14 protein-coding genes are annotated in these 13,732 nt (G+C 44.9%); 6 read left to right on the plus strand and 8 right to left on the minus strand.

From position 1 onward, the window contains the following. Positions 1-36: 36 nt before the first annotated feature. A complete protein-coding gene (locus D0C36_RS12330; protein ID WP_117391932.1) occupies positions 37-1,587 on the minus strand; it encodes an NAD(P)/FAD-dependent oxidoreductase in 1,551 nt (516 codons plus the stop codon). Positions 1,588-1,932: 345 nt separating this feature from the next. On the opposite strand from D0C36_RS12330, the gene D0C36_RS12335 reads away from it, so the two are divergent. Both D0C36_RS12335 and D0C36_RS12340 read left to right on the plus strand, forming a co-directional pair. Further along, complete coding sequence (locus D0C36_RS12335; protein WP_117391933.1) at positions 1,933-2,502, plus strand: RNA polymerase sigma factor; 570 nt, start codon at positions 1,933-1,935, stop codon at positions 2,500-2,502. Between the two features lie 190 nt (positions 2,503-2,692). After that, entirely contained in the window at positions 2,693-3,088 is a 396-nt protein-coding gene (locus D0C36_RS12340) for a hypothetical protein (RefSeq protein ID WP_117391934.1), read from the plus strand. Positions 3,089-3,149: 61 nt separating this feature from the next. Here the strand turns inward: D0C36_RS12340 and D0C36_RS12345 are convergent, their stop codons facing one another. After that, on the minus strand, positions 3,150-5,438 hold the full coding sequence (locus tag D0C36_RS12345; protein ID WP_117391935.1) for a GH92 family glycosyl hydrolase: 2,289 nt from the start codon (positions 5,436-5,438) through the stop codon (positions 3,150-3,152). Positions 5,439-5,635: 197 nt separating this feature from the next. Here D0C36_RS12345 and D0C36_RS12350 point away from each other — a divergent pair, with 197 nt between their 5' ends. The 4 genes from D0C36_RS12350 to D0C36_RS12365 all read left to right on the plus strand — a co-directional run bounded on the left by D0C36_RS12350 (position 5,636) and on the right by D0C36_RS12365 (position 8,246). Then, positions 5,636-6,214 (plus strand): LemA family protein, encoded by a 579-nt coding sequence (locus D0C36_RS12350; RefSeq protein ID WP_117391936.1) that lies wholly within the window; start codon positions 5,636-5,638, stop codon positions 6,212-6,214. A 114-nt stretch (positions 6,215-6,328) separates the two neighbouring features. After that, entirely contained in the window at positions 6,329-6,763 is a 435-nt protein-coding gene (locus tag D0C36_RS12355; protein ID WP_117391937.1) for a TPM domain-containing protein, read from the plus strand. Positions 6,764-6,774: 11 nt separating this feature from the next. Next, the gene (locus D0C36_RS12360) at positions 6,775-7,587 is read left to right on the plus strand and encodes a TPM domain-containing protein (RefSeq protein ID WP_117391938.1); all 813 of its coding nucleotides are present in this window, start codon (positions 6,775-6,777) and stop codon (positions 7,585-7,587) included. A 110-nt stretch (positions 7,588-7,697) separates the two neighbouring features. Beyond that, entirely contained in the window at positions 7,698-8,246 is a 549-nt protein-coding gene (locus D0C36_RS12365; RefSeq protein ID WP_117391939.1) for an NUDIX hydrolase, read from the plus strand. Positions 8,247-8,388: 142 nt separating this feature from the next. Here the strand turns inward: D0C36_RS12365 and D0C36_RS12370 are convergent, their stop codons facing one another. The 6 genes from D0C36_RS12370 to D0C36_RS12395 form a co-directional block, all read right to left on the minus strand. Next, positions 8,389-9,654: a thioredoxin family protein gene (locus tag D0C36_RS12370; RefSeq protein WP_117391940.1), complete on the minus strand. Its 1,266-nt coding sequence runs from the start codon at positions 9,652-9,654 to the stop codon at positions 8,389-8,391. A gap of 170 nt (positions 9,655-9,824) precedes the next feature. Then, the gene (locus tag D0C36_RS12375; RefSeq protein ID WP_117391941.1) at positions 9,825-10,319 is read right to left on the minus strand and encodes an acetyl-CoA carboxylase biotin carboxyl carrier protein subunit; all 495 of its coding nucleotides are present in this window, start codon (positions 10,317-10,319) and stop codon (positions 9,825-9,827) included. A 33-nt stretch (positions 10,320-10,352) separates the two neighbouring features. Further along, positions 10,353-11,015, minus strand: coding sequence for a DUF4159 domain-containing protein (locus D0C36_RS12380; protein ID WP_117391942.1), 663 nt, complete (start codon positions 11,013-11,015; stop codon positions 10,353-10,355). A 1-nt stretch (position 11,016) separates the two neighbouring features. Continuing rightward, a complete protein-coding gene (locus D0C36_RS12385; RefSeq protein WP_117391943.1) occupies positions 11,017-11,724 on the minus strand; it encodes a 16S rRNA (uracil(1498)-N(3))-methyltransferase in 708 nt (235 codons plus the stop codon). A gap of 98 nt (positions 11,725-11,822) precedes the next feature. Next, positions 11,823-13,166: a hemolysin family protein gene (locus tag D0C36_RS12390; RefSeq protein WP_117391944.1), complete on the minus strand. Its 1,344-nt coding sequence runs from the start codon at positions 13,164-13,166 to the stop codon at positions 11,823-11,825. A 7-nt stretch (positions 13,167-13,173) separates the two neighbouring features. Continuing rightward, entirely contained in the window at positions 13,174-13,719 is a 546-nt protein-coding gene (locus D0C36_RS12395; RefSeq protein ID WP_117391945.1) for an inorganic diphosphatase, read from the minus strand. Positions 13,720-13,732: the final 13 nt, after the last annotated feature.

Consider the following 13,732-nt stretch of genomic DNA (forward strand, 5'->3'; position numbering starts at 1 on the left):
AAATATAAGGTGCAGCGGGGCTGCCTCAATGGCCTATCAGCCTAAATATTTTGCCGCGCCATCGGCACAGTTTACGCCATCAATGGCTGCAGAAATAATGCCACCCGCATAGCCGGCGCCCTCGCCGCAGGGGAACAGTCCTGCAACCTGTGGATGCTGAAAGGTTTCACGGTCGCGCGGTATTTTTACCGGTGATGAGGTGCGCGATTCTACACCCACCAATATGGCCTCGTTAGTATAATAACCTTTCATTTTACGACCGAAAGCGGGCAGGGCTTTACGCAAGCGTTCACCTATCCACCCAGGCAACACTTCTTGCAGTTCGGTGCTTTTGCAGCCGGGCAGGTAAGAGTTATCGGGCAGGTCTCGCGACAGGCGGCCTTCTACATAATCAACCATGCGCTGGGCCGGGGCAACCAGATTACCGCCGCCTGCTTTAAAGGCAACGCGCTCCACTTCCTGCTGAAATTTCAGCATGCGGAAGGGGTCGTTCATGTCGCCTTTAATATCTTCCATGTTTATCTGTACCACCGTGCCACTGTTAGCGTAAGGATTGTTCCGTTTGGATGGGCTCCAGCCGTTCACTACTATCTCATCTGCATCGGTAGAACATGGGGCAATGATACCACCGGGACACATACAGAATGAAAATACGCCACGTGCATCAACCTGCTCCACCAAACTATAATATGATGGCGGCAGATCAGGCCCGCGAAATTCGCAATGGTACTGCGCGCGGTCTATAATTTCCTGTGGATGCTCGATGCGGACACCCAGCGCAAAAGGCTTGGCTTCTATCAGGATATTCTGATGGTGCAGCATCTCGAACACATCACGCGCCGAGTGGCCGGTTGCCAGTATCACGGCATCGGCAAACAGCTTTTCGCCGTTAGCCAACTGCACGCCTTTTATCTTGCCGAACTCCACTATCAATGAAGTTACTTTTGCATCAAATATCACTTCGCCACCTGCATTCTGGATGCTCTCACGCATGGCAGTGATGATCTGCGGCAACTTGTTGGTGCCAATATGCGGGCGGGCATCCACCAAAATATCTTCGGTAGCGCCATGGGCCACAAAGGTTTCCAATACGCCTTTTACATCGCCGCGCTTGGTTGAGCGGGTGTATAGCTTACCATCAGAGTATGTACCTGCACCACCCTCGCCAAAGCAATAGTTTGATTCGGGGTTTACCAGGCCCTGTTTGTTGATATTGGCCAGATCACGGCGGCGTTGTTTTACATCCTTGCCACGTTCAAGCACAACAGGTTTCATACCGTTATCAATCGCCTGTAAGGCAGCGAACAGTCCCGCCGGTCCCGCACCTACAATAATAACGCGTTTGGCGTCTTTTACATCTTGGTATTGGTGGTTATAATGCTCCACCTTAAAATGTTCATCCACAAAAACCTGCACCTGCATGCGGTAAACCACCTTGCGGCCACGCGCATCAATAGAGCGCTTTACCACTCTTACTCCGGTAATTCTTTTCTGCGGGATATTTATTGATGCGGATGCAAGTGTTTTTAATACGTTCTCATCATCCTGCTGCCCGGGCGGGCATACAATTTCTGCTTCTTTTATCATGATAATGCCGGGTTTTTATCCCGGATGGTGCAAAGATAAGGAAAAAGGTTTATCACGCCGTCCTCTTCTCACCCATGTCATTGCGAGGAGCGACAGCGACGTGGCAATCGCCTCGCGTTTATGATCAACATGCGACGAGATTAACACGCTGTCGCTCGCAATGACATGATGGATATTATCATATTTCAATATCGCGAATGACAGCATTATTTGTGTTACAACCGAACGACAACTGTACGATAGCGGACGATTTTGATTGTCATACTTAAATCAAGTATCTAATTATCAATATTTTATAAAATCGGTTGAGTTTTGGCATAGGTGTTATCAATAAACATCACAATCATGACAACTTCAGTTGACAACCGCTTAGAAACGCTTTGGGAAGGATGCCTTCGCAACGATCGTAAGCAACAGGAAATGCTTTATAAAATGTTAGCACCACGTATGCTTGCCGTGTGCATGCGTTACGCACAAGATAAAGATGAGGCGCAGGATATACTGCAGGAAGGCTTCATCAAGATGTTCAAAAACATGAGTAATTATCGTGGTGAAGGCAGCCTTGAGGGTTGGATCCGTCGTATCATGGTGCACAGTGCCATATCACGTTACCGCAAGGCAAAAAATGTGCTGCTGGTTGATGATTTTGCTGAGCAGAACATCCCGGTAAGCATCAGTCAGAATGGCAATAATTTAGAAACCAACGAGCTGATGAACATGGTACAGGAGTTACCGGATACCTACCGCTCTGTATTTAACATGTACGCTATTGAGGGTTACTCTCACCAGGAAATTGGCAGCAAACTGGGCATGACAGAATTGTTATCACGCACCACTTTATACCGCGCCCGTACCATCCTGAAAGAAAAATTAAGCAAATTGACTGTAAGGGAGCGCCATTGTTTGGCGGGGTAAAGAGTCTCTCCCCCGGCCCTCTCCGAAAGAGAGGGAGATAGAACCATTACCTAACCTACGCCGCATATCGGCAATTGATTTATTGATCTTGAACACGGCATGGCTGCCGAAAGGTCAATAAATCAAAAAAGGTGAGTAAACTTTCGCCTACCTACTCTCGATTCTTTTTGTGAAAGGTTATATTTACTTTATGACCAAATCACAATTAACCAAGTATCTTTTAAAAAGCCTGCTATTTACCTTTCTCATCAGCTTTTGTATAAGCCTTACTGGCTTAACTATTTTTATCTATAATGAGATAAAGTTTTTATCAATATTGTTTTCAATCGCTTCAGCAGCATATTACTCATTTATCAGCATAGCTGTACTTACCATTGTTTCTACAACTGTTTTGCTTAACCTCTACTATATTATAAAAATTAATATATTTTATCGCCTGTTAAGCTATATAGCGTCGTCAATTATAGCCATACTGATTACACTTTACACGATATCAAAAGACGTTGATGCTGCTATCCTGATAGTTGGCTTACCATTTATTTGGATACAGATCATACAATTCATAAGATCAACCAAAGTATATTAGACAAAAAAGGTTGACCAGGATACCCTGATCAACCTAATACCTCATCTCCAACCACTACTCTCTACTTGTGTTTACTGCTCATGTAAAACACCATGTCGCCGCCGGCCATGATCTGGTCGTGAGTGATGTTTAGGCCGTTTAGTGGCTTACCGTTGAGGGTTATTTTTTGAACATAAACATTTTTATCGCCCTGGTTTTTAACCGTGATGTTGAAGGTTTTACCGTTACCAACCTGTACAACCGCGCTGTTCACCGACGGACTACCGATTGCGTAATCAACAGAGCCCGGCGCCATTGGGTAGAACCCGATAGAGCTGAAAATATACCATGCACTCATCTGGCCGGTATCATCGTTACCTCCCAAGCCATCAGGAGTTGGTTTGTACATACGTGGCAAAATCATGCGGATACGTTCCTGGGTTTTCCATGGTTTATCCGTCCAGTTGTAGAAGTAGGCCACGTGGTGCGATGGCTCGTTACCATGCACATAGTTACCGATGATACCATCGCGGGTAATGTCTTCCGTTTCAGCAAAGTATTTATCCGGCAGGTTCATGGTAAATAATGAATCAAGGTAGCGTACAAAACGTTGGTTGCCGCCCATCAGTTTAATTAACCCCTGCGGATCCTGCGGAGCGAACAATGTATAGTTCCAAGAGTTACCTTCGATAAAACCTTCGTTAATGGTGCTCAGCGGGTCAAACTTAGCCCGGAAAGTACCGTCGGCTTTTTTAGGGCGCATGAAACCTACTTTAGGGTCATAAACATTTTTGTAGTTTTCAGAGCGTTTGATGAACTCATTGTAGATATCGGTCTTGCCCAGTTTCTTAGCCATTTGTGCAATAGCCCAGTCGTCATAAGCGTACTCCAGCGTATTTGATACTGATGTACCGCTTCTTTCATCGGGCACATAACCTTTATCAATGTACTCGCCAATACCCTCGTAGCTGCGTTTGCGGGCGGTGGCCACACAGGCATCTAAGGCTTTGTTGGCATCAAATGGCGCGTTGCCTTTAACAACAGCATCGGCCAAAACAGCCACGCTATGGTAACCGCTCATACACCAGTTCTCGTTAGCAGAATTGCTCCAAACCGGCAGCATCCCTTCAGCACTTTGATCAAAGTGAACCAGCATAGATCTTACCATATCGGCATTGCGCTGCGGTTGTATAATATTGAACAGCGGGTGCAGCGCACGGTAAGTATCCCATAAAGAGAATGTGGTGTAGTTAGTAAAGCCATCGGCCTTGTGAATGTTTTGGTCTAAACCTTTGTATTGGCCATCCGCATCCATGTAAATGGTAGGGTTGATCATGGTATGGTACATAGAGGTGTAGAAATTCTGTTTCTTCTCAACGCTACCGGTAATGGTGATCTTATCCAGTTCTTTTTCCCACTGCGCCTGACCATCATTTTTCACTTTATCAAAATCCCAGCCCGGTACTTCTGCCTGCATGTTGGCCATTGCACCGTCCATGCTTACAGGAGATAAAGCAAATTTCACTTTTATCTTTTCGTTCTCCTCGGTTTTGAAATCGAAGTAGGCACGGATCTGTTTGCCTGCTATTTCAGGAAAGTTTTTGCTTTGATTGAATTTACCCCAGAAACCGCCATATACTTCGCGCTGGTCGTATTTCTTAAAGCCATGCTGGATGAATGGCTTTGAGAACTTCATAGCAAAATACAGATTACGGGTGCGCGCCCATCCATTGGTTGAGCGGTAACCTACCAGTGTACTATCGTTAATGATCTTCACGTAGGTCCACACGTTTTTGCCGGGGTAGTTGTAGATGCCTGCCATCAGATCCAAAATAATGTGCGACTGGTCTGATTTTGGGAAAGTGTACTGATGGAAACCAACACGGGTGCTGGTAGTCAGCTCGGCCGTGATATTTGATGCATCCAGTTTTACTTTGTAGTAGTTGGCGGCACTTACCTCGTTAGCGTGCGAGAAAGCAGAACGGTAACCGCTGCCCGGTTTATCGGCTAAGCCGGGGTTTAACTTCAGTTCGCCAACGGTAGGCATGATCAGGAAATCGCCCAAGTCAGAGTGGCCGGTACCGCTAAAGTGTGTGTGGCTAAAGCCTACAATGGTTTTATCCTCGTATTGGTAGCCTGCGCAGTACTCATAAACTTTTGGGTTGTATTTGCCATTAAGGTCGTAGCTGGCGGTATCTGTCTCGGGGCTTAGCTGCACCATACCGAACGGAACGGTTGCTCCAGGATAGGTATGGCCCATACGCTCGGTACCGATGATAGGCTTTACATATTGTACTAAATTTTCGTGTGCTTTTTGCGCAGAAGCCTGCATGCCCCAGCAGAGTAACAGGGCGCCGAATAATTTCTTCATTTATTGAGCGGTAATGTCAGTAAAACAGTTTAACAGAAAGCAAATATAAAATCCATATATTGGTTATTGATATTTAATTACATTTATACAGCCATTTATTGCCAATATGGCGTAATTGTTACGTATTGTAACATCGGTATGCCTTTTGTATCTAAATTTCAAAGTACACAATACCTTAAAACTAAAAACACACACAAATGAAAAATTGGATTATCGCTATCGTAGTTGTGGTACTGATTGCCATGATAGGCGGTTGCAGCTATAACGGTATGGTAAAGAGCGACGAGGATGTTAAAGGCAAATGGGGACAAGTTGAGACCCAGTACCAACGCCGCAGCGACCTGATACCAAATCTTGTATCAACAGTTAAAGGAGAGGCTAACTTTGAAAAAAGCACTATTACCGAAGTTACCGAGGCACGCGCTAAAGCAACATCAATACAGGTTGATCCTACGAAACTTACGCCTGAGGCTATACAGCAATACCAGCAGGTACAAGGCCAACTAAGCACTGCATTAGGTCGTTTACTTGTGGCATCAGAAAACTATCCTAACCTGAAAGCTAACGAGGCTTTTGGTAAACTGCAAACGCAGTTAGAAGGTACTGAGAACCGTATTTCTGTTGCCCGTAAGGATTTTAATGATGCCGTGCAAAACTATAACAGCAAAGTACGCTCATTCCCTACCAATATTATGGCAGGCATGTTCGGGTTCTCGGCCAAAGGCTATTTCCAAAGCGAAGCCGGTGCAGATAAAGCGCCAAAGGTGCAGTTTTAATGAGCGAAGGAGTGAATGATTGAAGGATGGAATGGATCTTCTCTTTCAAACATTTACTCATTCACTCCCTCACTAATTCACTCATTAATATTCCCTAATTCACTCATTAAAAAGATGGCCGTATTTACCGACGAAGAACAGCAGCGTATCCAGAAAGCGGTAGCCGATGCCGAGCAAAAAACCTCTGGCGAGATACGTGTTTGCATAGAAAAAACTTGTAGCGATGAAGCGCTTGACCGCGCCGTAAAATATTTTGCCCAATTAGAAATGCATAAAACACGCCTCCGCAATGGCGTACTAATATATGTTGCCACGGTTGACCGTAAATTTGCCATTATAGGCGACGCAGGTATTAATAAGGTTGTTCCTGAAGATTTTTGGGATACAACTAAAGAAGAGATGCTGAGCCAATTTAAATTTGGCAACCTGGTGGAAGGGATAGTTACCGGCGTTACTAAAGCCGGCGAACAATTAAAGCAATACTTCCCGCACCAGGCCGGCGACAAAAACGAATTATCTGATGACATTGCCTTTATGGATGGCAATTAAGAATCCTATTGATGCTTAAAAAACTTTTTATATGCCTTGGTTTGCTACTTTTTGTAGGCAAGGTATTTTCGCAGGATTTCCCGGAACGACCCAACAGGTTGGTAACAGATTATACCGGTACCTTATCTGAAAATGATAAAGAAACCCTTCAGCAAAAGCTGATAGCGTATTTCGATTCAACATCAACGCAGATTGCTGTGGTGATGATGCAATCAACCGGCGAATATGATATTAATCAGTATGCTACCGGCCTTTTACGTAAGTGGGGGATTGGTACCAAGGAAAAGAACAATGGTGTGTTAGTGCTCGTAGCACTTAAAGACCGTAAAATGGCCATATCTACCGGTTATGGCGCGGAAGGTGCATTACCCGACATCACTACCCAAGATATCATCCAAAATGATATGAAGCCAAAGTTTAGGCAAAATGATTATTTCGGTGGGCTGGATGCAGCTACCGACGATATCATCAAAGCCATGAGCGGCGAGTATAAGTCCGATAAAAAACCGGGCAAAAATGATGGTGGTGGGGGCTCAGTGGGTATCATCATTATTATTGTGGTGATCATACTGATCATCATCTTCCGCAAAGGCGGCGGAGGCGGCGGCGGCAGGCGCATTATTGGCGGGCGTGGCGGTGCCGATCCGTTTTGGTGGTTCCTGGCAGGCAATATGCTCGGCAACAGCGGTCGTAGCAGCGGCGGCAGCGACTGGGGTGGATTCTCTGGTGGCGGCGGCTGGGGCGGCGGTAGCAGTGGCGGCGGCGGCTTTGGTGGGTTTGGCGGCGGAAGCGGCGGCGGCGGCGGAAGCAGCGGTAGTTGGTAGTTTTTTGAGGTGAAAGGTAAAAGACGTAAGCTGAATGCCTAAAACATATTTTATTATCACAGAGACGCATTACATGCGTCTCTTTTTTTTGTGAAGTATATATTTGCATCATGACTGAACTCACCTGGAAAACGCTTTCTTCCACCTATATACATAAAGGCCCATGGGCTACGCTTCGTACCGATAAATGTGAAATGCCCGATGGCCGCATTGTAGAGGATTATTACGTGCTGGAATATCCTAACTGGGTTAATGCCGTTGCCATTACCGATGAGGGTAAAGTGCTGATGGTACGCCAATACCGCCATGCAGCTAAAATAGTTTCATTAGAGATACCTGGTGGTGTAATAGACGAGGGTGAGGAACCTATGCAGGCCATGCGCCGCGAGTTGCTGGAAGAGACCGGCTATCAGTTTGATGATATCGAACTCATTAACACCGTTTACGCTAATCCATCCACAGCCAACAACAAAACTTTTTGTTACCTGGCTAAAGGCGGCGTAAAGGTGCAGGAGCAAGACCTTGACGAGACCGAACACATTGTGGTTGAACAATACACAATAGCCGAAGTAAAACAACTTTTGGCCGATAATAAAATAGCCCAGGCATTACACTGTACCGGGCTGTTCTATGCTTTGATTAAACTGGGCGAATTGTAGTGATCATTTCTCACTGTCATTTCGAACGACAGTGAGAAATCTTGATATTAAAGAAAGGTCTACGATTTATCTGAAATAACAAGATTTCTCCTCGCTTTCGCTCGTTCGAAATGACAAGGTTTTTCCCTCTTTATTATAACTCCTACAATTTTCCCTTTTGCATCTTCTCCTGGGTTTCTTTTAAGCGGTAGGCTTTGTCACCAAATTTGGCAACGCTGTTGTTCACCAAGGTGATGGCCTGTTCTTTTTGACCCAGTTTGTACAGCAATTGGGCATACACATCAACGTACCATTCGTTACCTGCATCGGCGGTGGTAGCATAGGGCTTTGCTAAAGTTGCGGCTTCAGTTAAGCTGACTTTATCTTCAGCAAAAAGCATAATATCGTTGGCGTAGGTCATTACCTGGTAGTGGTTCTTCCCGTACTGTTTTGTATAAGCGGCGGCTTGTTCGGCAAATTTTGGCCAGTCGCTAAGGTCACGGTAGTACCTTATTTTTGATTTAACCAGCACCTCATCGGCATAATCGGGATATACAGCTTTTAATTTTGCATGCACCTCATCCCAGTTTACATTTTTATTGATCTCGCCGGTATAAAAATACATCCCGCCCCTCACTTCCTTTTTTCCGTCTGTACGCACGAGATGTAATACGATCTCATCAAACATAATTCCCTCTGCTATCATGCTTCCCAGGCCCGGGCTGGTCATTTTATCAAACCCTGCTTCATTATTCAGCAAGGCTTTAAAACCCGGGTCGGTTGATTTTCCGGTAGCTATCATAACAAACCGGGCGTTCTCTTTAGTTAGCAGATCTGTTTGCGTTGCCAGGTACTGGTTAATTACCTCTTTTGTTTGCGGGTCCCAGCTTTGCATCAGGGCGTTGGCAAAGGTGTGCAAAAAACCGGGCGTCCGGTCACCATCAGCATACTGTTTACGCATGTTAACGAGTTGCGTTTTAGGATCAATACCTTCCTGTAATTTCGTTAAAAAAGTTTTCGCATCCGGCGAGCCGCCCACAATGGTGTGTACCAATTGCCCGTCCGGGCTATAGATCAGATAGGTTGGATAAGCGTCCACTTTCGCTTCGGCCTCTATACGCTTCACCTCTTTATGCCAGCGTTTGGTGGTACCGTCGTCCTGTTTGGTTTTATCAAACTGAAGGGCTATGCTGATAAATTTATCATTCAAATATGAAGAAAGCTCTGGTTGTGGCAGTATCTCTTTCGCCATTACCTTGCAGGGCACGCACCAGGTAGTGTAGCAGTCCACAAAAATGAACTTGTTCTCTTTTTTAGCTTTCTCTTTTACCTGTGCCCAGGTTAAATTATTCTGAAAGTTTACGCCTTTATCTTGCGCAAAGCAACAAACGGCTATAAAATAAAGGGCAATAGTTGAGATGAATTTCATAAGTGTAAGTGTGATATATTGGTTATAAGCAAATTAACCAATACATCAATCGCAACCAAATAAAATTTTACAAAAATTCATTTTGTCAAAATGATAAATTAATTTCGATTAAAATAAAAAAGCCACGTAGAATTAAATCTCGTGGCTTGTTGTATTGTAAAATCGATTCTTTAAAATATCATCAGCACCTGGCCTTTTTCAACCTTATCGCCGGGCTGCATTTTTATGGTTTGGATGGTAACATCTGCAGGCGCTTTAATGATGTTCTCCATCTTCATGGCTTCCAGGATAAATAGGTTATCGCCTTTTTTCACTTCTGCACCTTCCTCAACCAGTACTTTTAAAACCAGGCCGGGCATAGGGGCTTTTATGTCGCTTACTTTGGCAGCCATCAGGTTGCTAAGGCCCATTTTGTCTAACAACTGGTCAAACTCGTCTTTAGCCTTAACAGTGTACAGGTTGTTGTTTATCTTTATTTGTGCGGTTTTAGTTTGGGCGTCAAAACTCACCACCTCGGCGTTATACGAAGCTTTGTTATTGATGATATGATACAGGTTATCGCTCAGCTGCTTTACATCGGCAGCAACATCCTGCCCGTTCAGTTGCAGTTGTTTACCTTTGCCTTGTAATTCAAAATCGTGTGCGTTAACTTTTATCTTGTACATATCAATGACCTTTGTACACGAATATAGGAAATACTATTTTGTAAAGATATACTGGATGATGTTGGCGCCCATTTTAAGCGCTTTTAAGCGATTCTCCTGCGTATCGTTGGCGTAGGTGCCGTAGTCTTCCCATCCGTTACCCAGGTCGCACTCGTAGGTGTAAAAACAAACCAGTCGGCCTTTATATATCAGCCCGAAACCTTGGGGGCGTTTACCATCATGCTCGTGTATCTTCGGTAAGCCGGTAGGGAAATCGTACTTCTGATGATAAATGGCATAATTGGCCGGCAACTCTACAAAATCAAGTTCGGGAAATACTTTCTTCATCTGCGGGCGAATAAACTGATCCAGCCCGTAGTTATCATCAATATGCAGAAAGCCGCCGCCGGTTAAGTATTTACGCAGGTTACGGGCTTCCTGGTCGCTGAAGATCACGTTGCCGTGGCCGGTCATAAATACAAAGGGATAATTGAAGATCTGTTCGCTGCCGGCCTCAACCACTTCTTCTTCCGGCTCAAAACTGGTTTTGAGGTTTTGGTTACAGAATTTAATGAGATTAACGAGAGCTGTGCGGTCACCGTACCAATCGCCGCCGCCGTTGTATTTAAGCCTGGCCATTTTATACGCGGGCGGTGCAAAGCTACTTATGCCAAACAGCGTTGTTAAAAGTGCCGCAACATATATTAGTTTCCTCATGTTAGCGATTCAGAAAGTTCACTTCAAAGCAGGCCTCTAAAGCAGCGGTCTCGGTACGCAATCGGCTTTCGCCAAGGGTAAGCGCGCGGTAACCGTTCTGCACAGCGGCATCCACCTCGGCCGGAGAAAAATCTCCCTCGGGGCCTATCAGTATTAAATAACGCCCCTGCTTTTTAAAAGATTGCGTTAGCTCTGCCTTTTCGCCATCGGCACAATGGGCAATGTATTTATCGCCATCAAAGTTTTGCTTTACAAATTGGTTAAAGCTTACAGGCGCATTCAGTTTAGGATGATAAGCTTTTATAGATTGCTTTATAGCTGATGTAATGATCTTATCCAAACGCTCAACCTTGGCCTCTTTACGCTCAGAGCGTTGACAAATAATGAGCGAGATCTCATCGATACCTATCTCGGTAGCCTTTTCCAAAAACCACTCTATCCTATCCAGATTTTTGGTTGGGGCAATGGCAATGTGCAGGTAATGGTTACGTTTGTTAAATTCTTCGATAACCGAATTTATCTGCAAAATGGTGCGCTTTGGGTGCGCATCCTTAATCTCTGCCTTGTACAAGCCACCTTTGCCATCTATCAGGGTAACCTCATTGCCAACGGCCAGGCGCAGTACGCGCACGGCATGCTTGCTCTCTTCCTCACTCAAAAAGTATTGAGACAGTTTGGGGTCGATATCGGGCGTATAAAAAAGCTGCATTTGTAAAGTATCAAGTAGCTGGTATCAAGTATCAAGATTACCCATCCAGTAGTAGAACATGTCTTGATACTAACTACTTGATACTTGATACTAAGCGGCTAATGTAAATCTACCGCGTCTTCTTCGTTAATGAGCAGCTCCAGTTTTACCGATTCGATGTTCTGGTCAGATTTCTTCAGCACAGTGATGTTGTAGCCGTTGCTTTCTTTCTGCTCGCCCACATCAGGTATTTTACCAAAGATATGGCCTAACCAGCCCGATACGGTATCAAAGTCGCCATCCTCGGGCAGGTCATGTGGCAGATGCTCATTAACGTCGTAGATAGGCGCAAGGGCGTTCACCACAAACTCGCGGTCGTTCAGTTTTTCAACGATAGGTTTTTCTTCATCGTACTCATCCTGTATCTCGCCTACCAGTTCTTCAACAATATCTTCCAGCGTAACCATACCGGCAGTACCACCAAACTCATCAGATACAATAGCTATCTGGATGCGTTTTTGCTGCAGCTCGGCCATCAGATCATTGATCTTCTTGGTCTCGGGCACAAAGTATGGCTTGCGGATAATATCTTTCAGTACCACTTCCTGGCCACGTGCCAGCAGCGGCAAAATATCTTTAGCATGTACAATACCAATGATCTTATCTATCACCTCATCATACACCGGCATACGCGAGTAGCCTTCTTCTATCAGCGTATCCAGTAACTCCTCTTTAGTAGCATCAATCTCAATACCCTGTATTTTGGTACGTGGCACCATGATGTTTTTAACTACGCGCTCGTTAAAGTCGAAAACGTTCTGGATCAGTTCGTGCTCGTTTGAGTCGATAGCACCGGTCTCTTTTCCTTGCTCAAGCAGGTATTGAAGCTCCTCTGACGAGTGGTGGGTTTCGCTGCCCTCTACATTGCTGATGCCTATTGCTTTCAGTATAAAATTAGCAAAGCCGTTCAATACCCATATAAAAGGTTTGAAAACGATAAAGAAGAACCTTAACGGCCATGATACGGCCAGCACGGTACGTACCGATTTCTGGATAGCCAATGATTTTGGTGCCAGCTCACCGAAAACGATGTGTAACACGGTGATCACCACGAAAGAAAGGATATGCGCAGTAGTGATCAAAGCAGGGGCAAGCGTAATACCCAGGCCTAAAAATGCACGTACTACCACACTGGTAACTACCTCTTCGCCTACTACACCAAGTGCCAGCGAAGCAATGGTAATACCCAGCTGCGTTGCAGCCAGGTAACCATCCAAATTATGCAGAATACCGCGTGCTATTTTGGCAACCCCGCTGCCCGATTTAGCTTTTATCTCGATCTGAGAGCCTCTTACCCTTACCATGGCAAACTCTGCGGCTACAAAGAAACCGTTAAGCAATACCAGGAAAATGGTTGCAAATATGTAAAAAGCGCTTATTTCGTATTGATGCCCGGGGTCCATTTATATTTTATTGGTGATTGGGAAAGGTTGTTTTGTAAAGCTCAAGGCTTTCTTCGATCACTTTGTGTGCGTAACGTACGCCCAGCAGGTGCTCAATGGTAACGTTTTTACCTTCAAGTACCTTGTAATCGCTAAAGAAACGCACTATCTCTTTCATAAAGTGCGGCGGCAACTCGTTAAGGTCGTTGATGTAGTTAACAGACATGTCGTTCTTAGCAACGGCAATGATCTTATCATCCTGCTCGCCGTTATCAACCATGTGCATTACACCTACAACTTTTGCCTCGATGATAGACATCGGGTAAACATCGGTAGAACAAAGTACCAGGATATCCAAAGGGTCTTTATCATCACAATACGTTTGCGGGATAAAGCCGTAGTTAGCAGGATACATTACAGAAGAGAACAAAACACGATCAAGCTTTAACAAGCCTGAATCTTTATCAATTTCGTATTTTCCTTTTGATCCTTTAGGGATCTCGATTATAGCATTTACTATCTCGGGAGTGTTATCGCCCGGTGAAACCTGGTGCCAGGGATGCTGTGTGCTCATTTATCTAAATATA

The organism is Mucilaginibacter conchicola, assembly GCF_003432115.1.
Taxonomy (GTDB): domain Bacteria; phylum Bacteroidota; class Bacteroidia; order Sphingobacteriales; family Sphingobacteriaceae; genus Mucilaginibacter; species Mucilaginibacter conchicola.

Coding starts and splice junctions, on each gene's coding strand:
- D0C36_RS12355 (WP_117391937.1), top strand. CDS start 6,329: ATGGCCGTATTTACCGACGAAGAACAGCAGCGTATCCAGAAAGCGGTA.
- D0C36_RS12365 (WP_117391939.1), top strand. CDS start 7,698: ATGACTGAACTCACCTGGAAAACGCTTTCTTCCACCTATATACATAAA.
- D0C36_RS12345 (WP_117391935.1), bottom strand. CDS start 5,438: ATGAAGAAATTATTCGGCGCCCTGTTACTCTGCTGGGGCATGCAGGCT.
- D0C36_RS12375 (WP_117391941.1), bottom strand. CDS start 10,319: ATGTACAAGATAAAAGTTAACGCACACGATTTTGAATTACAAGGCAAA.
- D0C36_RS12340 (WP_117391934.1), top strand. CDS start 2,693: ATGACCAAATCACAATTAACCAAGTATCTTTTAAAAAGCCTGCTATTT.
- D0C36_RS12390 (WP_117391944.1), bottom strand. CDS start 13,166: ATGGACCCCGGGCATCAATACGAAATAAGCGCTTTTTACATATTTGCA.
- D0C36_RS12380 (WP_117391942.1), bottom strand. CDS start 11,015: ATGAGGAAACTAATATATGTTGCGGCACTTTTAACAACGCTGTTTGGC.
- D0C36_RS12370 (WP_117391940.1), bottom strand. CDS start 9,654: ATGAAATTCATCTCAACTATTGCCCTTTATTTTATAGCCGTTTGTTGC.
- D0C36_RS12335 (WP_117391933.1), top strand. CDS start 1,933: ATGACAACTTCAGTTGACAACCGCTTAGAAACGCTTTGGGAAGGATGC.
- D0C36_RS12385 (WP_117391943.1), bottom strand. CDS start 11,724: ATGCAGCTTTTTTATACGCCCGATATCGACCCCAAACTGTCTCAATAC.
- D0C36_RS12395 (WP_117391945.1), bottom strand. CDS start 13,719: ATGAGCACACAGCATCCCTGGCACCAGGTTTCACCGGGCGATAACACT.
- D0C36_RS12330 (WP_117391932.1), bottom strand. CDS start 1,587: ATGATAAAAGAAGCAGAAATTGTATGCCCGCCCGGGCAGCAGGATGAT.
- D0C36_RS12350 (WP_117391936.1), top strand. CDS start 5,636: ATGAAAAATTGGATTATCGCTATCGTAGTTGTGGTACTGATTGCCATG.
- D0C36_RS12360 (WP_117391938.1), top strand. CDS start 6,775: ATGCTTAAAAAACTTTTTATATGCCTTGGTTTGCTACTTTTTGTAGGC.